This window comes from Streptomyces sp. NPDC019937, assembly GCF_040631655.1.
In the GTDB taxonomy this organism is placed as follows: domain Bacteria; phylum Actinomycetota; class Actinomycetes; order Streptomycetales; family Streptomycetaceae; genus Streptomyces.
In genome coordinates this window covers 1-17,868 of sequence record NZ_JBEYAL010000010.1, presented here as the reverse complement: position 1 = coordinate 17,868, position 17,868 = coordinate 1, and the positions used below count along the sequence as shown (strand labels likewise).

General features: G+C 72.1%; 18 protein-coding genes, 1 tRNA gene and 1 riboswitch. Of the genes, 10 read left to right on the top strand and 9 right to left on the bottom strand.

Features of this window, described 5'->3' with window-relative positions:
* The first annotated feature begins 3 nt into the window (after positions 1-3).
* The 4 genes from ABZ562_RS12090 to ABZ562_RS12075 are packed head-to-tail and all read left to right on the top strand — an operon-like array spanning position 4 to position 3,483.
* A complete protein-coding gene (locus tag ABZ562_RS12090) occupies positions 4-909 on the top strand; it encodes an acetaldehyde dehydrogenase (acetylating) (RefSeq protein ID WP_361476929.1) in 906 nt (301 codons plus the stop codon).
* Positions 906-1,937, top strand: coding sequence for a 4-hydroxy-2-oxovalerate aldolase (dmpG, locus tag ABZ562_RS12085; protein ID WP_361476927.1), 1,032 nt, complete (start codon positions 906-908; stop codon positions 1,935-1,937). Before ABZ562_RS12090 ends, dmpG begins: the two co-directional genes overlap by 4 nt.
* Positions 1,934-2,722, top strand: coding sequence for a fumarylacetoacetate hydrolase family protein (locus tag ABZ562_RS12080; RefSeq protein ID WP_361476925.1), 789 nt, complete (start codon positions 1,934-1,936; stop codon positions 2,720-2,722). Before dmpG ends, ABZ562_RS12080 begins: the two co-directional genes overlap by 4 nt.
* A complete protein-coding gene (locus ABZ562_RS12075; protein ID WP_361476923.1) occupies positions 2,719-3,483 on the top strand; it encodes a fumarylacetoacetate hydrolase family protein in 765 nt (254 codons plus the stop codon). Before ABZ562_RS12080 ends, ABZ562_RS12075 begins: the two co-directional genes overlap by 4 nt.
* Before the next feature lie 257 nt (positions 3,484-3,740).
* On the opposite strand, the gene ABZ562_RS12070 is transcribed toward ABZ562_RS12075, so the two are convergent.
* From ABZ562_RS12070 to ABZ562_RS12055, 4 genes are all read right to left on the bottom strand, one after another.
* Positions 3,741-3,827, bottom strand: a tRNA-Ser gene (locus tag ABZ562_RS12070).
* A 59-nt stretch (positions 3,828-3,886) separates the two neighbouring features.
* Positions 3,887-4,387 (bottom strand): tRNA adenosine(34) deaminase TadA, encoded by a 501-nt coding sequence (tadA, locus tag ABZ562_RS12065; protein WP_361476921.1) that lies wholly within the window; start codon positions 4,385-4,387, stop codon positions 3,887-3,889.
* A gap of 19 nt (positions 4,388-4,406) precedes the next feature.
* Positions 4,407-4,943 carry a hypothetical protein gene (locus ABZ562_RS12060; RefSeq protein ID WP_361476919.1) on the bottom strand — a complete coding sequence of 179 codons (537 nt, stop codon included), beginning with the start codon at positions 4,941-4,943 and terminating at the stop codon, positions 4,407-4,409.
* Positions 4,944-5,131: 188 nt separating this feature from the next.
* The gene (locus ABZ562_RS12055) at positions 5,132-5,329 is read right to left on the bottom strand and encodes a hypothetical protein (RefSeq protein WP_361476917.1); all 198 of its coding nucleotides are present in this window, start codon (positions 5,327-5,329) and stop codon (positions 5,132-5,134) included.
* Between the two features lie 168 nt (positions 5,330-5,497).
* Here ABZ562_RS12055 and upp point away from each other — a divergent pair, with 168 nt between their 5' ends.
* Entirely contained in the window at positions 5,498-6,133 is a 636-nt protein-coding gene (upp, locus tag ABZ562_RS12050) for a uracil phosphoribosyltransferase (RefSeq protein WP_361476915.1), read from the top strand.
* A 19-nt stretch (positions 6,134-6,152) separates the two neighbouring features.
* Here the strand turns inward: upp and ABZ562_RS12045 are convergent, their stop codons facing one another.
* Together ABZ562_RS12045 and ABZ562_RS12040 are read right to left on the bottom strand one after the other, a co-directional pair.
* Entirely contained in the window at positions 6,153-6,827 is a 675-nt protein-coding gene (locus ABZ562_RS12045; protein WP_361476913.1) for a LytR C-terminal domain-containing protein, read from the bottom strand.
* A 114-nt stretch (positions 6,828-6,941) separates the two neighbouring features.
* Positions 6,942-7,238: a type II toxin-antitoxin system VapB family antitoxin gene (locus ABZ562_RS12040; protein WP_009716657.1), complete on the bottom strand. Its 297-nt coding sequence runs from the start codon at positions 7,236-7,238 to the stop codon at positions 6,942-6,944.
* Positions 7,239-7,403: 165 nt separating this feature from the next.
* Positions 7,404-7,575, top strand: a riboswitch (TPP riboswitch).
* A gap of 58 nt (positions 7,576-7,633) precedes the next feature.
* Between ABZ562_RS12040 and ABZ562_RS12035 the strand changes: the two genes are divergently transcribed.
* The gene (locus ABZ562_RS12035) at positions 7,634-9,118 is read left to right on the top strand and encodes an SDR family oxidoreductase (RefSeq protein WP_361476911.1); all 1,485 of its coding nucleotides are present in this window, start codon (positions 7,634-7,636) and stop codon (positions 9,116-9,118) included.
* On the opposite strand, the gene ABZ562_RS12030 is transcribed toward ABZ562_RS12035, so the two are convergent.
* From ABZ562_RS12030 to ABZ562_RS12020, 3 genes are read right to left on the bottom strand one after another with little or no spacing between them, the layout of a single operon-like run.
* Positions 9,096-10,343: a cytochrome P450 gene (locus tag ABZ562_RS12030; RefSeq protein WP_361476909.1), complete on the bottom strand. Its 1,248-nt coding sequence runs from the start codon at positions 10,341-10,343 to the stop codon at positions 9,096-9,098. The genes ABZ562_RS12035 and ABZ562_RS12030 overlap by 23 nt on opposite strands.
* 33 nt (positions 10,344-10,376) lie before the next feature.
* Positions 10,377-11,771 carry an FAD-dependent oxidoreductase gene (locus ABZ562_RS12025; RefSeq protein WP_361476907.1) on the bottom strand — a complete coding sequence of 465 codons (1,395 nt, stop codon included), beginning with the start codon at positions 11,769-11,771 and terminating at the stop codon, positions 10,377-10,379.
* Positions 11,761-11,970 carry a ferredoxin gene (locus tag ABZ562_RS12020; protein ID WP_361476905.1) on the bottom strand — a complete coding sequence of 70 codons (210 nt, stop codon included), beginning with the start codon at positions 11,968-11,970 and terminating at the stop codon, positions 11,761-11,763. The genes ABZ562_RS12025 and ABZ562_RS12020 overlap by 11 nt, the downstream gene beginning before the upstream one ends.
* Before the next feature lie 319 nt (positions 11,971-12,289).
* On the opposite strand from ABZ562_RS12020, the gene ABZ562_RS12015 reads away from it, so the two are divergent.
* From ABZ562_RS12015 to ABZ562_RS12000, 4 genes are all read left to right on the top strand, one after another.
* Positions 12,290-13,447: an acyltransferase family protein gene (locus tag ABZ562_RS12015; protein ID WP_361476903.1), complete on the top strand. Its 1,158-nt coding sequence runs from the start codon at positions 12,290-12,292 to the stop codon at positions 13,445-13,447.
* Positions 13,448-13,643: 196 nt separating this feature from the next.
* The gene (locus ABZ562_RS12010; RefSeq protein ID WP_361476901.1) at positions 13,644-15,851 is read left to right on the top strand and encodes a terpene synthase family protein; all 2,208 of its coding nucleotides are present in this window, start codon (positions 13,644-13,646) and stop codon (positions 15,849-15,851) included.
* A 138-nt stretch (positions 15,852-15,989) separates the two neighbouring features.
* Complete coding sequence (locus ABZ562_RS12005; protein WP_361476899.1) at positions 15,990-16,214, top strand: hypothetical protein; 225 nt, start codon at positions 15,990-15,992, stop codon at positions 16,212-16,214.
* Positions 16,211-17,752: a sodium:solute symporter family protein gene (locus tag ABZ562_RS12000; RefSeq protein WP_361476897.1), complete on the top strand. Its 1,542-nt coding sequence runs from the start codon at positions 16,211-16,213 to the stop codon at positions 17,750-17,752. Before ABZ562_RS12005 ends, ABZ562_RS12000 begins: the two co-directional genes overlap by 4 nt.
* Positions 17,753-17,868: the final 116 nt, after the last annotated feature.

Here is a 17,868-nt window from a genome sequence, read left to right as displayed (position 1 = left end):
ACCATGGGGCAGCAGAAGATCCCGGCGGCCATAGTCGGCCCCGGGAACATAGGCACCGACCTGCTGGCGAAGCTCGCCCACAGCCAGGTGATCGACGTCCGGTATGTCGTGGGCATCGTCGAGTCCGACGGTCTGGCCCGCGCCCGCGCCCGCGGCATCGAGGCCAGCGCGGAGGGGGTGGACTGGCTGCTCCGACAGGACCCGCTCCCGCAGATCGTGTTCGAGGCAACCTCGGCCAAGGCCCACGCCGCCAGCGCCCCGCGCTACGCGGAAGCGGGCATCCAGGCTGTCGACCTCACCCCGGCGCATCTGGGCCCCATGGTCTCGCCGGCCGTCAACGGCCCCGACCACATCGCGTCGCCCAACATCTCGATGATCACCTGCGGCGGCCAGGCCACCATCCCGATCGTGCACGCCGTCTCCAGGATCACACCGGTGCCCTATGCGGAGATCGTCGCATCCATCGCGTCCCGCTCGGCGGGTGCGGGCACCCGTGCGAACATCGACGAGTTCACGCACACCACCGGGCAGGCCGTGGCCGAAGTCGGTGGCGCGACCCGTGGCAAGGCGATCATCATCCTCAACCCGGTCGAGCCGCCGATGATCATGCGGGACACCGTGTTCTGCATGATCGGCGACGACGCCGACCGAGCAGCGATCACCGCCTCGGTCCACGAGATGGTCGCCGCGGTCCAGGAATACGTGCCCGGCTACACGCTGCGTGCCGAGCCCCAGTTCGACGAGCCGACCGAGGCCTGGGGCGGGCACGCCCGGGTCGCGGTGTTCCTCGAGGTGAAGGGCAACGGCGACTACCTGCCGCCCTTCGCCGGGAACCTCGACATCATGACCGCCGCGGCTGCCCGGATCGGCGAGCTGATGGCCCGTGCCAAGCTGGAGGTCTCCGCATGACCCGCCCCGTGCTGCGCGACGACGTCCGCATCATCGACACCACCTTGCGCGACGGCAGCCACGCCGTGGCGCACCGCTTCACCGAAACCCAAGTCCGCGACACGGTCCGCGCGCTGGACGCCGCCGGGATGGAGTGGATCGAGGTCAGCCACGGCGACGGCATCGGCGGTTCCTCATTCAACTACGGTTTCTCCGGCACCGACGAGATGAGCCTGATCAACGCCGCCCGCGAGGAGTCTCGCCGGGCGAAGATCGCCGTCCTGCTGGTCCCCGGCATCGGCACGGTCGACGACCTCAAACGTGCCTACGACGCCGGCGCCGAGATGGTCCGCGTGGCCACCCACTGCACCGAGGCCGATGTCTCCCCGCAGCATTTCGCCGTGGCCCGGGAGCTGGGCATGGAGACTGCCGGGTTCCTGATGATGGCTCACAAGACCGACCCGGAGAACCTGGCGAAGCAGGCCCGGATCATGATCGACGCCGGCTGCCAGGCACCGTACGTCACCGACTCCGCCGGCGCTCTGCTCATGGACGACGCGCGCGCTCGCTTCGAGGCCCTGGTCGCCGAGGCCGGTGACGAGGCCTGGGTCGGTTACCACGGTCACCAGAACATGGGTTTGGGCGTCGCGAACTCCGTGATCGCGCACCAGGCCGGCGTCCGCTACATCGACGGCTCACTGTGCGCGCTCGGTGCCGGCGCGGGAAACTCCCCCACCGAGGTGCTCGGGGCGGTGTTCGACCGGCTCGGCGTCGCGACCGGGCTCGACGCCGGGCTGCTGCTCGACGCTGCCGAAGAGGTCGTCCGGCCGTACCTGAGCCGGTGGCCGAAGATGGACCGCAACGCGATCGTGCAGGGCTGGGCAGGGGTCTACTCAAGCTTCCTGCTGCACGCCGAGCGTGCGGCCGAGCGGTACAAGGTCCCCGCGCACGCCATCTTGCGCCGTTGCGGCGAGCGTGGCTACGTCGGCGGCCAGGAGGACATGATCATCGACATCGCCATCGCGCTGGCCGAGGAGCAGACCACATGACTGATACGACGGCCAAGGCCCACGCTCTCTACGAGGCCCGGCGCACCCGTACCGCGATCCCGCCGTTCACCGACGCAGAACCCGGTCTCGGCATGGACGACGGCTACGCCATCCAGCAGGCGCTCGTGCAACTCCTGCTCGCCGACGGCGATCGGGTCGTGGGGCACAAGGTCGGGCTCACCGCTGCCCCGATGCAGAAGGCGCTCGGCATCGACACTCCCGATTACGGACCGGTTCTGGCCTCCACCCTCTACCGCGACGGGGACGTGGTCCCGCTCGACGCGTTCGTCGCACCCAAGGTCGAGGCCGAGATCGTCTTCGTTCTGGGCGACCGGCTCGAGGGCCCGGGTGTCACCGTCACCCAGGCCCGGGCCGCCATCGCGGGTGCCGTGGCCGGGATGGAGATCATCGACTCCAGGATCGCGGACTGGCGGATCAAACTCGCCGACACCGTCGCCGACCTGGCGTCGAACGGCGCCATGGCCACCTCGAGCCGCATCGTGCCTCTCGACGACGGCCCGAACAGCTGGGATCCCCGGCTGGCCGGGATGGTTCTGACCCGCAACGGCGAATTGGTCGACACGGGCGCCGGCGCCGCCGCGCTGGGAGACCCGGTCGCCGTCGTCGCGTGGCTGGCGAACACCCTGGGCGAGCACGGGGTTGCCCTGGAGCCCGGGCACCTGATCCTGACGGGCGCGCTGCACGCGGCCCTTCCCATGAACCCGGGCGACGTGTTCCGGGCCGAGTTCGACCGGCTGGGCCCGGTGACGGTGAGGGTCGCATGAGCGTGAACGTAAGCGAGTTGGCCGCCCGGCTGAGCAAGGCCGTTGCGGATCGTACCGCCATCACCAAGCTGACCGACGAGTTCCCCGAACTCGACATCCCCACCGGTTATCGGGTGCAGCGCGAGCTACGGTCCGCGACCGGACAGATCGCCGGCTGGAAGCTCGGCGTCACCTCACGTGCCAAGCAAGCCCAAGTCGGAGTGAACAGCCCGATCTACGGCTTCCTGCCGGCCACGGGGGCAGTGGACCTCGGCGAGCCACTGGACACCTCGGAGCTCATCCAGCCCCGCTGCGAGCCGGAGATCGTGTTCACTCTGGGTCGGGACCTCAAAGGCCCGCACATCACCGCAGCCGATGTCGTCGCCGCGTCGTCGGGGGTCGCCGTCGGTATCGAGGTCCTCGACTCCCGATTCGTGGACTACGGCTTCACCATGGCCGACGTTGTCGCGGACAACACCTCGGCGAGCCGGTTCGTCGTCGGGGTGCCGGTCACGACGCCCGGGGTCGACCTGCGCCTGGTGGGCGTCCTCCTGGAGAAGAACGGTGAGGTGGTCGCGACCGCCTCCGGAGCGGCGTCGCTGGGCCACCCGGCAGCCGCGGTCGCCTGGCTCGTCCGGCAGCTCGCCGCCGATGACGAAGGCCTGGCTGCCGGGCAGATCGTGCTCTCCGGCGGACTCACCGCCGCCGTCCCGGTCAGGCCCGGGGATGTCGTCACCGCGACCATCGATCGCCTCGGCTCGGTAGAGCTGGGCTGTCGGTGACCCAACGCCGGCAAGCAGGGCGAGCACGTCGCGGGCCCAGCCTCCGGGCGGCCATCTCATCTGACGCCCTGACGCCGGGGCAGAGCTCATCGCAGCAATGTGGACTGACTTCCCGGCGGACTTCGGGCCCCTCGACGCGTGGACCCTGCTTGCGGCCAGGCTTTTCGGTGAAGCCACTGCCGTACAACTGGCGGACGCGTCCACACGCAGAACACCCCCCTGCCCTGCGTTTCCGCAGGGCAGGGGGGTGATTCGAGCGGTAGCGGTGGGATTTGAACCCACGGAGGAGTTGCCCCCTCACGCGCTTTCGAGGCGCGCTCCTTCGGCCGCTCGGACACGCTACCGAGGCAGAGCCTAGCGGACGAAGGGCCGAGATCCGAAATCGGTTCCGGGTGGGGGTGGGTCAGGAGGTGCGGAAGAAGGCGGTGAGGGGGGCGGCGCACTCGTCGGGGAGGACGTCGTGGATGACCTCGGGGCGGTGGTTGAGGCGGCGGTCGCGGACGATGTCCCAGAGGGAGCCGACGGCGCCCGCCTTTTCGTCGACCGCGCCGTAGACCACCCGGTCGAGCCGGGACAGCACGATGGCGCCGGCGCACATGGCGCACGGCTCCAGGGTCACCACCAGGGTGCAGCCGGTCAGCCGCCAGCCGCCGAGGCGGCGGGCCGCGGCGCGGAGGGCGAGGACCTCGGCGTGGGCCGTGGGGTCGCCGTGGGCCTCGCGCTCGTTGCGGCCGCGGCCGAGCACCGTGCCGTCCGGGCCCAGCACGACGGCGCCGACCGGTACGTCCCCCGTCTCCGGTGCCCGTACGGCCTCCTCCAGCGCGAGGCGCATCGGCGCGCGCCAGGGGTCACGCAGGGGGTCGGGGTCGGGTCCGGGCAGGATGCCGGTCAGCGGATCGGTCATGACACCAGTGTGGGGGCGGTCAGCGCACCGCCTCCAGGCCCTCCATGGAGCAGCCCAGCATGTCCGCGATCGATTCGAGCGCGTCCCCGTCGAGGGCCTTCAGCTCCTTCTCCTCCATGCCCAGGTCGGCCAGGATGTCGCCGTCCCCGAGCGGGCCCACGGGGACCGGTGCGCCGGGGTCGGTGTCGTCGTCCTCGTCGGGCTCGCCGTCCTCGGTGCCGTCCAGGTCGACGAGGCTGTCCAGGTCGTCGTCGGGGTCCCGGCCGAGCAGCTCGTCGGTGAGCATCGAGCCGTACGAGGTGCGGGCGGCCGCGGCCGCGTCCGATACGTAGATGTGCGGGTCGTCCTCGCCGTCCACGCGGACGACGCCGAACCACGCGTCTTCGTGCTCGATGAAGGCCAGAACCGTGTCGTCGTCCTTGGCGGCCCCACGAGCCAGTTCGATCAAATCGGTCAGAGTCTCCACGTCATCGAGCTCTGTGTCGCTCGCTTCCCACCCTTCTGCGGTGCGCGCGAGCAATGCGGCGAAGTACACCGTGACTCTCCCACTGGTCATAGGCGTGCCGGGGCGGGCGGGACAGTGTCCAGCCCCAATCGGAATCGTGGCAGAAACCATCGCTTCGCGAGAGGTCTTCCGCGCTGCGTCGTGCACCAGTCCAAAGAGATGTGGCTCACGTGAAACGAAACGGACCGACCTGATCGCTCCATCGGCGGTGCGCCGGGTTCGGGTTCATCGGTGGAACATCAGCGGAACGCGCGCAGCAGTATCGCCTCACGCATCCGGGCGGCGCGGGTCAGCCGCGGCCGTACGCGGTCGCGCACCTGCCGCGCCTCGTTCAGCGCGCGCAGGAAGCGTTCGCGACGGCGGCGGCGGTCCGCCGCGCTCTCGCCGGCGGACGCGGCGCCCATTGTCCTGCCGGTGGACATGTCGGTGTCGGCCATGGCCTCACCCCTCGGACCGAGGTCTTCGCCCGGACGTCGGGCCCGGGCGCTCCTGCCCACTTTCCCCCGAAACAGCGCTTTGATGCCAGTACGGCGACAGACTGTCGTCGCGCGCCGGGGGTTACCGGGCGGGAGCCGTGGCCCGAGGGCTCCGTTAGTGTCGTTGCCATGCGGATCCACGTCGTCGACCACCCGCTGGTGGCGCACAAACTCACCACGCTGCGCGACAAGCGCACCGACTCCCCCACCTTCCGGCGGCTCGCCGACGAGCTGGTGACCCTGCTCGCGTACGAGGCCACCCGCGATGTGCGGACCGAGCAGGTCGACATCGAGACCCCGGTGACGGCGACGACCGGGGTGCGGCTCTCGCATCCGCGCCCCCTGGTGGTGCCGATCCTGCGGGCGGGCCTCGGGATGCTCGACGGGATGGTGCGGCTGCTGCCGACGGCCGAGGTGGGCTTCCTCGGCATGATCCGCGACGAGGAGACGCTCCAGGCGTCCACGTACGCCACCCGGATGCCCGACGACCTCTCCGGCCGTCAGGTGTACGTGCTGGACCCGATGCTGGCGACGGGCGGGACGCTCGTCGCGGCGATCCGCGAACTCATATCGCGGGGCGCCGACGACGTGACCGCGCTGTGCCTGCTGGCGGCGCCCGAGGGCGTCGAGGTGATGGAGCGCGAGCTGGCGGGCACGCCCGTGACGGTGGTCACCGCGTCCATCGACGAGCGGCTCAACGAGCACGGGTACATCGTGCCGGGGCTCGGCGACGCGGGCGACCGGATGTACGGGACCGCGGGCTAGTACGGCCGTCCGGGCCCGCTCAGCAGGGCGAGCCCGACGGGCGGGGCGAGGGCTTGGTCAGCGTGGTGAGCGCCTTGTCGGCGTCCTGCTGCCGGACCAGGTCCTTGAACTCCGTGCCGATGATCAGATCGACGTCCTTGCCGCGGCGGGCGTCGTTCTTGGTCTCGGTCCCGGCCAGCTGGGTGCCGAGCACCCGGAAGGCCCCGTCGGCGGAGCCCGGTGCGCCCAGGAGCATCCCCGGGGCCTTGACCTTCTTGTCGTACGCGGTCGGGGCGTTCCCCACGTCCCCGATCTTGAAGCCGCGCTTCTTCAGCTCGTCGGCGGTGTCCTTGGCGAGCCCGGAGCGCTTGGTCGCGTTGTAGACGTTGACGGTGATGTCGGAGGGCTTCGGCAGCTTCGCCGCCGCCGTACGGGACGAGGTCCCGGATCCCCGGTCGCGGCCGCCGCCCTTGCCGGGGTCGCGCTTGCAGTCCGCGCTGCCGCGCGCCGCGCGCACCGTGTCGCCGCCCTTGCCGCCGCCGGAGAAGACGTCGATGAGCTGAAGCGTTCCCCAGCCGGCCAGGCCGAGCGCCACGACCGAGCCGAGGGCCGCGAAGACCAGGCGACGGCGGCTCCGGGGCCGGCGCATGCGCGGATAGCGGTCGCCCGTGATGCGGTACTTTCCGCCCATGCCAGGAGGGGTCAGCATGCTCATATGCGCAGCGTAGTGCGGCCTGGTGACGATGCCTACTAAATGATCAATCGTTGGTGTGCAGTCCAACCCGAAAGGGCCAATGCGAAGGCCCGGCCGCGCCTCGCGGGGGCGGGGTCAGTCGAGTTCCAGGACGCGCGCGTGCAGCACCTGGCGCTGCTGGAGCGCGGCGCGCACCGCACGGTGCAGCCCGTCCTCCAGATAGAGGTCGCCGTCCCACTTCACGACGTGGGCGAAGAGGTCCCCGTAGAACGTCGAGTCCTCGGCGAGCAGCGTCTCCAGGTCGAGCTGCTGCTTCGTCGTGACCAGTTGGTCAAGACGTACCGGGCGTGGGGCGACATCCGCCCACTGGCGGGTGCTTTCCCGGCCGTGGTCGGGGTAGGGCCGACCGTTTCCGATGCGCTTGAAGATCACACGGAAAGCCTACCGGGCAAGCGCCTTCCGGCGCAGCCAAGGCGCGGGAGTACCAGGCCGGGGCCCGGGAAGAGGGCCGTCGCGACGTGCCGACAAAAGGGTGAAAAATTCTTGAAAGGGGACTAGTCCCCCAAGGGGGTCAGGAGTAACCTGAAAAACAGCCTGCGGGGCGAGCGAGGGAGCTCGACCGGAGAGGCGCTCAGGACAGAGGACTTTGGTTCTCCGGAACGTCTCGTTGATGGCCGGGCTGAGAGGCCGGAAGGTCGGGGAGACCGGAAGGCGACCTCCACAACCTGATCCGGACAATGCCGGCGAAGGGAGCCCACCTCGCAGGTTTCGCGCTGTCCGCACCCGGCCCGGTTGCGGGTGGCCTCCGTGCGTTCAAGCATGGCCGCATGCGCTGTCTGGTCACCGGGGCCACCGGATACATCGGCGGCAGGCTCGTCCCCGAGCTGCTGGGCGCGGGGTACGCGGTGCGCTGTGTGGTCCGTTCCCCCCGGAAGCTGCGCGATCACCCCTGGGCGGGGCGGGTCGAGATCGTGCGCGGCGACGTGACCGACGAGGAGTCCGTCCGGGCGGCCATGGAGGGCGTGGACGTCGCGTACTACCTGGTGCACGCGCTGGGCGGCGGGCCCGGCTTCGAGGAGACCGACCGGCGCGCCGCCCGCGTCTTCGGCGACCGGGCGCGGGCCGCCGGGGTCCGGCGGATCGTCTACCTCGGCGGGCTGACCCCGGCCGGGGTCCCGGACCGCGACCTCTCGCCCCATCTGCGCTCCCGTGCCGAAGTGGGCCGCGTGCTCCTGGACTCGGGGGTGCCGACGGCGGTGCTCCGGGCCGGTGTGATCATCGGGTCGGGCTCGGCGTCGTTCGAGATGCTGCGCTATCTGACCGAGCGGCTACCGCTCATGGTGACCCCGCGCTGGGTGCGCACCCGCACCCAGCCGATCGCCGTCCGCGATGTGCTCCGGCTGCTCGTCGGCTGCGCCACACTGCCTTACGAGGTGAGCCGGGCCTTCGACATCGGCGGCCCCGAGGTCCTCACCTACCGGGACATGATGCGGCGGTACGCGGCCGTCGCCGGGCTGCCCCGGCGCGGCATCCTGCCGGTGCCGGTGCTCAGCCCGCGGCTCTCCAGCCTCTGGGTCGGGCTGATCACCCCGGTCCCCGGCGCCCTCGCGCGCCCCCTCGTGGAGTCCCTGCGGCACGAGGTGGTCTGCGCCGAGCGGGACATCAGGCGTTACGTCCCCGACCCGCCGGGCGGCCCCCTCGGCGTGGACCGGGCCCTGGAGCTGGCCCTGCGGCGGATCCGCGAGGCCGACGTGGCCACCCGCTGGTCCTCCGCCGCCACCCCCGGAGCCCCCAGCGACCCGCTGCCCACCGACCCCGACTGGGCGGGCGGCACCCTCTACACCGACCACCGCCGCCGCGTCGTGAACGCCTCCCCGGAGGACGTCTGGCGGGTCGTGGAGGGCATCGGCGGCGAGAACGGCTGGTACGCGCTCCCCCTCGCCTGGGCGCTGCGCGGCTGGATCGACACCCTGGTGGGCGGCGTCGGCCTCCGCCGCGGCCGCCGCGACGCGGCCCGGCTGCGGGTCGGCGACAGCCTGGACTTCTGGCGGGTCGAGGAGGTCCTGCCGCCCCGCCTGCTGCGGCTGCGGGCCGAGATGCGGCTGCCGGGGCCGGCGTGGCTGGAGATGCGGGTGGACCGGGACGCGGAGGGCCGGACCGTCTTCCGCCAGCGCGCCGTGTTCCACCCGCACGGGCTGGCCGGGCACGCCTACTGGTGGGCCGTCTCGCCGTTCCACGCGCTGGTGTTCGGCGGGATGGTCCGCAAGATCGCCGCGAAGTCGGAGTCGGTCAGCGCAGGCCTTCGAGGGTGATGGGGAGGTGGCGGGGGCCGCGGAGGACGGCGTTGCGGCGGTAGGGCGGCGGGTCCTCGACGAGGCGGGGGTTCTCCAGGCGCCGGGCCAGCGCGGTCAGCGCCAGCTGGGCCTCCAGACGGGCCAGCGGGGCGCCGAAGCAGCTGTGGATGCCGCTGCCGAAGCCGAGGTGCTGGTTGTCGCGGCGCTGGGGGTCGAAGCGGTCGGGGTCGAGGAAGCGCTGCGGGTCGCGGTTGCCGGAGGCCAGGACGAGCCAGACGGGGGCGCCCTTGGGGATGGTCACCCCGGCGATGTCGATGTCCGAGAGCGGGGTGCGCTGGGGGAGCAGCTGGACGGGCGGGTCGTAGCGCAACAGCTCCTCGACCAGGGGGACGGCCAGATGGGGCTTGGCGCGCAGCCGGGCCAGGACGTCGGGGTTGCGGAGCAGGGCGAGCATGCCGTTGGTGATCAGGTTGACGGTGGTCTCGTGGCCCGCGACCAGCAGCAGCGCGGCCGTGCTCAGCAGCTCCGTATGGCTCATCCGGCCGTCCGGGCCGTCCTCGGTGACCAGGGCGGAGAGCATGTCGTCGGCGGGGGAGCGGCGGCGTTCCTCGATCAGTTCGGAGAGGTAGCGGCCGAGTTCGGCGCGCGCCTGGTGGGTGACGCGGCGCCGCGTCGCGGCGTCCTGCTCGGGGTCAGGGTCGAGGCTCGCGGCGAGGATGTCGGCCCAGGCGTGGAAGCGGGGCTCGTCCTCGCGCGGCACGCCCAGCAGCCGGCAGATGACGGTGACGGGGAAGGGGTACGAGAAGTCGTCGACGAGGTCGACGCGGTCCCGGTCCTGGAAGCCGTCGATCAGTTCGTCGACGATGCGGGACAGCTCGCCGCGCATGGCGTGGATCCGCCGGGGGGTGTGCGGGGGGCCGAAGGGGGTCATGGCCAGGCGGCGCAGCCGGTCGTGTTCGGGCGGATCGAGCTTCAGGAAGGCGGGCGGCAGCCCGGGGTCGTCCTCCTCGGACTCGCTCTCGGCACCGTCCGGTTCGCCCGCGGCCCGGGGGTCGAGGTTGCGCGCGTCGGAGCTGATGCGCGGGTCGTGCAGCAGGGCGTGGATCTCCCAGTAGGTGCTGACGATGTACGGGCCGTCCTCCTCGTGCACCACGGGTGTTTTGCGCAGTTCCGCGTAGACCGGGTACGGGTCGGCGCGGTTGGCGTAGTCGGTGATCTTCCGCAGGAGGGGGCCGTGGGCCATGACGGAGTCCTTCCGGGGATCAGGCGAGGGTGGTCAGACGCGCGTGGGGGTGAAGGTGATCCGCCGGTCGGCGGGCGAGTAGCCGCTGAGCGTGACGGTCGGGCCGTGGGTGGGCAGCGTGGGGTCCGGGAAGTCGGCCGGGACCGGCCGCAGCCCTTCGGCGCGGCGGTCGACGGTGGTGAACGGCGGCGGGAAGGGGGCGGCGGTCTCGATCAGCCGCTGGTAGAACGCCAGCCACTTGCCCTGGTCGAAGGTGACGGCGGCGATGACGCGCCCCTGGTATCCGTAGACCGCGGTGAAGCGGCGCTCGGCGAGCGAACCCTGGGCGATCAGGACCTCCTCGCCCAGGGAGGGCACCCCGACCGACTTGATGTTCACCCCGAACTGGGAGGACCAGAAGGCCGGGACCCACAGATGCGGCCGGCGGTCGGCGCTCGCGCTGATCATGTTGTGGGCGGCGATCTCGGCCTGGGCGAGCGCGTTGCCCCAGTGCTCCAGGGACAGGAACTGGTAGTTGAAGAGGGGGTGCGGGGAGCGGGCGACGTCGCCGGCCACGAAGATGTCGTCGGTGACGATGCCCGTCACGTCGAAGGCGCGGCAGCCCGCGTCGCAGGCGATGCCGCGGGGCCCGGCGCCGAGCCCGGACCCGGCCAGCCATTCGGTGTTGCGGGTGATGCCGAGGGAGACCACCGCCACATCGGCGTCGAGGGCGGTGCCGTCGGACAGGTGGGCCCGCCGCAGCCGCCCGGCCGCGTCGCCCTCCAGGGCGGTGACCATGACGCCGCAGCGCAGATCGACGCCATGGGCGCGCTGCAGGTCGGCGGCGACCGCGCCGAGCACCCCGCCGAGGGCGCCGACCAGGGGGGTGGGTCCGCGTTCGGCGACGGTCACCGGCAGCCCCCGCTCGCGGCAGGCGGAGGCGATCTCCGAACCGGTGAAGCCCGCGCCGATGACCAGCACCCGGCGCGGTCCGGCCGACAGCCGGCGGTGCAGCGCGGCCGCGTCCTCGCGGGTACGGAGCACGAAGACGCCGTCCAGCTCGGCCTCCAGGGGATGCGGCCAGGGCCGGGCGCGCACCCCTGTGGTGATCATGAGCCGGTCGTAGCCGACCTCGTCGCCGTCGGCCAGCCGCACCCGCCCGGCCGTCATGTCCAGCCCGGTGGCGGCGACGCCGAGCCGCCACGTCGCGTCCACCGCGCGGCGCCGGGGCAGCGCGGTGCGGTCGGCGGGGACCCGGCCCAGCAGCACCTGCTTGGACAGCGGCGGCCGGTCGTACGGCTCATGGGGCTCGTCGCCGATCATCGTGAGCGACCCGGCGAACCCCTCCTCCCGCAGCGTCTCGGCGGCCCGCAGCCCGGCCAGCGAGGCACCCACGATCACGATGCGCCCCTCGCGCCGCAGGGTGTGCGGCGCGCCGTCAGCGGACACCGGACAGGTCCTCGTCGTCGACCAGGATGGCCTGGACCGGGCAGGCCGCCGCCGCGCGCGCCACGTTCTCCCGCTGGGACTCGTCCGCGTGCGGCGCGTAGAGCAGCGCCTCCTCGCCGTGCAGGGCGAAGACGTCGGGGGCGAGGAACGCGCACTGCGCGTATCCCTGGCAGCGGTTGAGATCGACGACAAGCCTCATCGGGGCCCTGCCCTTCGCAACGCTCGGGTCGTCGGGTCACCCCCTCCGGGCCCCAGCATGGGCGAGGCGGCGGGGGCCCGCGCGCACAGCCGGGCCAAAGGGGCGACGGGCGTCTCCCGGCCCTGGGGGCGGCGGGTGCGGGGGCGCAGTGTGCCAGTGGCGGCGGGGGCGTGAACCGTCGTACGCAAGAGCTGAGCCATTCCGCCCGTGGCCCCGTGTCCGCCACTACCGTGCGGGGAATGTTCCACTCCGCAGCCCTCTCCTCAACCCCACAAAGAGGCGGGATCGCCGCTGTCGGTTCCACGGGGCGGCGTATGTGATGAACGTCTCGTCCTTACGTCGTGCGCGGCCCGCCCCCGCGCCCGCCTCCCCGGCCCCCGTCCCCGCCCTGCCCGCTCCCGCGCCCGCCGCTCCCGCCGCTCCCCCCGCTTCGAAGCAGCGTGACGCGTTCTTCGACAACGCCAAGTACCTGGCCATCGTGCTGGTCGCGATGGGGCATTCCTGGGAACCGCTGCGGGACGGCAGCAGGGCGGCGTCCGCCCTCTACCTGTTCGTCTACGCCTTCCACATGCCGGCGTTCATCCTCATCTCCGGCTACTTCTCGCGGAACTTCGACCTGCGGCCGGACCGGCTGAAGCGCCTCCTCACCGGGGTCGTCGTCCCGTACGTGATCTTCGAGACCGTCTACAGCCTCCTCAAGGGCTGGGCGGGCGGCGACCTTTCGTACCCGGTCAGCCTGCTCGACCCCTGGTATCTGACCTGGTTCCTGATCGCGCTCTTCGTCTGGCGGATCACCACCCCGGTGTGGCGGATCGTGCGCCATCCGGTGCCGGTCGCGCTCGTGATCGCCGCGCTCGCCTCGTGCTCGCCCGACATCGGCGACGATCTCGACCTCCAGCGCGTGCTGCAGTTCCTGCCCTTCTTCGTGGCCGGGGCGCACATGCGGCCCGAGCACTTCCGGATGGTGCGCCGCCGCGCGGTGCGGCGGCTGGCGGTGCCGGTGACGGCGGCCGCGCTGGTCTTCGCCTACTGGGCGGTGCCGCGCATGAACGCCGGGTGGTTCTACCACCGGGACAGCGCCCAGGAGCTGGGGGCGCCGTGGTGGAGCGGGGTGGTGATGACGTTCGCCCTGTTCGGCTGCTCCATGGTGCTGACCGCGTGCTTCTTCGCCTGGGTGCCCGGACGGACGCTGTGGTTCACCGCGCTCGGCGCCGGAACGCTGTACGGGTACCTGCTGCACGGCCTGCTGATCAAGGGCTCCCACTTCGCCGGCTGGTACGACCAGCCCTGGCCGCACACCCCGGCGGGCGCGATCGTGGTCACGGTGATCGCCGCTGTGGTGGTGACCGCCCTGTGCTCCCCGCTGGTCCAGCGGGTCTTCCGCTTCGCGATGGACCCCCGGATGGAGTGGGCCTTCCGGCCCGCGAAGACGGCGCGGGCGGCCGTTCCGTCCCAGGCCACCAGATCGCCGCGCTAGTGCGTGAGCCGGCCCGTTCCGGTCCCGCCGCGGCCCGTCCGTGCCGCCTCGGCGGGGCCGGAAACGATCGCACGCTTATGTGACTCGCCGGGCGGTCGGATAGCCCGTCAGGACCACGGGTAGAGCCGAGCCGATCAGCCCGGGGGCCCGCTGACGGCCGCGGGCATCCGTCGCACGGAGAGGTCCCGGCGCACCAGTGACACAGCCCTTTCAACTCCCCGACTTCTACACGCCGTACCCGGCGCGGCTGAATCCCCATGTCCAGGCGGCGCGGGAGCACTCCACCCGGTGGGCGCGCGGGATGGGCATGCTCGAAGGCTCCGGGATCTGGGAGCAGCAGGATCTCGACGCCCACGACTACGCCCTGCTGTGCGCCTACACCCACCCCGAATGCTCCGCCGCCGAGCTGGCGCTGATCACCGACTGGTACGTGTGGGTGTTCTTCTTCGACGACCACTTCCTGGAGCGGTTCAAGCGCTCCCAGGACCGTGAGGGCGGCAAGGCGTATCTGGACCGGCTGCCGCTGTTCATGCCGATGGACCCGGCGGCGGCCGGGACACCGGAGCCGGTCAACCCGGTCGAGGCGGGCCTGAAGGACCTGTGGACGCGGACGGTGCCCACGATGTCGCCGGACTGGCGGGCCCGGTTCCGGGAGTCCACGGAGAATCTGCTGGCCGAATCGCTCTGGGAGCTGTCCAACATCAACGCGGGCCGGACGCCCAACCCGGTGGAGTACATCGAGATGCGCCGCAAGGTCGGCGGCGCCCCGTGGTCGGCGGGGCTCGTGGAGCACGCGGTGGGGGCCGAGGTGCCCGCGGTGGTCGCGGAGTCACGGCCGCTGCGCGTGCTGCGGGACGCGTTCTCGGACGCGGTGCACCTGCGCAACGACCTGTTCTCGTACCAGCGGGAGATCGAGGAGGAGGGCGAGCTGAGCAACGGGGTGCTGGTCCTGGAGACGTTCCTGGGCTGCACCACCCAGCAGGCGGCGGACGCCGTGAACGACCTGCTCACCTCGCGGCTCCAGCAGTTCGAGAACACCACGTTCACCGAGCTGCCCCCGCTCTTCGCCGAGCACGGCCTGGACGTGGCGGCCCGCGCGAGCGTCATGGCGTACGTCAAGGGGCTCCAGGACTGGCAGTCGGGCGGCCACGAGTGGCACATGCGGTCCAGCCGCTATATGAACGGCGGAGGGGCCGGGAGCGAGCCCGCCCGGTCGCCGTTCGCCGTCAGCGGCCTCGGGATCGGCGGCATCGGCGTATCCGCCGCCGATATCCGGCTCACCACCGGCCGGGCGGAGCGGGCACGGGCGCGCACTTTCAGCCATGTGCCGCATCAGCGGGTCGGACCGTCCCGGCTGCCGGACTTCTTCATGCCCTTCACCGCCCGGCTCAGCCCGTATCTGGACCGGGCGCGCCGCAATCTGGTCGAGTGGTCGCGGCGGATGGGCATCTTCGGGCCCCAGTTGCTCGCGGCCGACGTTCCGCTGTGCGCGGCGGGCATCCGCCCGGAGGCGTCCCCCGGCGAGCTGGACCTGACGTCGGGCTGGCTCGCCTGGGCGACCTACGCGGACGACTACTACCCGCGGGTCTTCGGCCGGCGGCGGGACCTCACCGGCGCCAAGGCGTGCAACGAACGGCTCATGACCTTCATGCCGCTCGACGCGGGCCCCACCCCCGACCCGGTGGGCGGGCTGGAGCGGTCCCTCGCCGACCTGTGGACCCGTACCGCGGGGCCGATGGAGGAGGGCGCGCGCCGGGAGTTCCGCCGGACCGTGGACGACATGCTGGACAGCTGGCTGTGGGAGCTGGCGAACCAGGCGCAGAACCGGATCCCCGACCCGGTCGACTACATCGAGACGCGCCGCCACACCTTCGGCCCCCACCTCACCCTGAGCCTGCGCCGGCCGGCGTACGGCGAGCACCTGCCGCCCGGGATCTTCCGCAGCGGGCCGGTCCGGTCGCTGGAGAACGCGGCCATGGACTACGCGACCCTGCTCAACGACGTCTTCTCGTACCGGAAGGAGATCGAGTTCGAGGGCGAGGTCCACAACGGCGTCCTGGTCGTGCGGAACTTCTTCGACTGCGACTACCCGACCGGGGTGGCCATCGTCGATGACCTGATGACCTCGCGGATGCGGCAGTTCCAGCACGTCGCCGCCCATGAGTTCCCGGTGCTGTACGAGGACTTCGGGCTGCCGGCGGAGGGCCGGGCGGCCCTGGAGGGGTATGTGCGCGACCTCCAGGACTGGATGAGCGGAATCCTGGCCTGGCACCGGCGGGCCGCCCGGTACCGGGAGGACGAGCCGCGGTACGAGGCCGGGGCGCCGCGGCCGCCGCGGCGGCTGTCCGGCCCGACGGGGCTGGGGACGTCGGCCGCCCGGCTTCCCATGGGTGCGCTCCGGTAGGAGTCCGCTCGGTGCTCGGGGCCCCGTCTTGTCCCCGCGGACAAGGCGGGGCCGCCGTATGTTGGCCGCCGGTGACGATGCCGGACCGTGGGCGGGTCTGTTGAATGCCGCGCAGTCCCCTCGCGCCCTGGAGGTACCGTGTCGTGGCGCAAACTGCTCGTGCTTCTGCCCGTGGTCCCGGCGCTGGCGCTGCTCGCGTCGGTGTGGCTGCCCTTCGTCAACGCCGAGCGGCTGTGGTTCGGCATGCCCTCGCTGTACGTATGGGTCGGCGCCTGGGTGCTCGCGCTCACCCCGGCGCTGGCCGCCGTCGAGTGGGGGCTGTTCCGGCACCGTGAGCGGGCGACGGCGGGTGAGGGACAGTGAGCGTCGTCCTCGCCGTATCGCTGCTGGGCATGTGCGCCCTCGCCCTCTGCGGCTTCCTCGGCCGCACCGGGCGCTCCGCCGACCTCGCCGAATGGGCCGTCGGGCGGCGCAACTTCGGCTCCCTGGCCATGTGGTTCCTCCAGGCGGGCGAGGTGTTCACCACCTTCAGCTTCCTCGGGGTCGCGGGGGTCGCGTACACCGGCGGCAACGCCGCCACGTACGCCGTCGTCTATCTGGCGCTCGCCTTCCTGCTGCTCTACTTCGTCCAGCCCCGGCTGTGGCGGCTGGGCAAGGAGAACGGCTACCTCACCCAGGCCGACTACTTCACCGACCGCTACCGCAGCCCGCTCTTCGGCAAGGTCGTCGCCGTCATCGGGCTGATCTTCCTGCTCCCCTACATCCAGCTCCAGCTCACCGGCCTCGGCATGGTCGTCGGGCTGGCCACGGGCAGCACGGCGTCGGGGCGGCTGAGCATGGTGCTGGCCTCCGTGCTGACCGCGGCCTTCGTGCTGTGGTCCGGCATCCGCGGGCTGAAGAACAGCGCCTACTTCAAGGACGTCCTGACCATCGGCGTCATGGCCGTGCTCGCCGTCGTCATCCCGCTGCACTACGTCGGCGGCGGTGTCGGCGAGGTGTTCCGGCGGGTCCACGAGGCGCAACCGCAGATGCTGACCGTGCACGGCGGGGCGCAGGACCAGGTGTGGTGGACGACGAGCGTGCTGGTCTCGGCCATCGCGGGCGGGCTGATGGCGACGCCGCACCACTGGCCGCCGCTGATGGCCGCGGGCGGGCCGCGGGCGATCCGTACGAACAACGTCTTCATGCCGCTGTACCAGGTCGCCCTGATGATCCCGATCATGGTCGGGCTCACGGGGGTGGTCGTACGGGCCGACGGGGACGGCGACGGGGTGCTCCTCACCCTCGCCCAGGGCGCGCTGCCGGACTGGGCCACCGGGCTCGTCGTGGTCGCCGCCGCGGCCTCGGCGATGGTTCCGGCCGGGGCCATGTGCATCGGCATCTCGACCCTGGTCGCCCAGAACCTGCTGCCCCCGGGCCGGGAGTCGGCCCGGATGCGGGTCAACCACAGCGTCGTCGTCCTGGCCATCGGCCTCGCCCTCACTCTCGGCATCCTGCGCCCCGGGCTCCTGGCCGATCTGCAACTCCTCACGGTGAGCGGCTTCATCCAGCTCGTTCCCGGCCTGCTCGCCGCCCTCGGCGGTCGCCGCCTGCTCAGCGCGCGGGCCGCGCTGGCCGGGCTGGCGGCGGGCGAGGCCGTGGTGACGTGGCTGACGCTGGCCGAGATCGACGTACGGCACGTGAACGCCGGGCTGGTGGGGGTGGCGGTGAACGTGGCGGTGGCGCTGCTGGTGCAGCTGCTCTTCCCCCACCCCGCCCCTTCCCGAACCGGGGACCAGCCCCCGGCCCCCCACCGGACCCCCGCCCCGGGTGCCCCGGCCCCCGGGCCCCACGGTGCCTCCGCCCCGCACGCCGCCGCGGCCACCACCCCGCGGAACCCCGACGAATCCCCCCGCGGATAACCGCCCGCTGCGCCCCCATGCCGCCCACCTGCTCCGGAGAAGGCCGCCCGCCACACGCGCGGGCGGCCGTCCCGGCGGCGCCGGTGTTTACCCACCCCCCCCCATACCCAAACCGG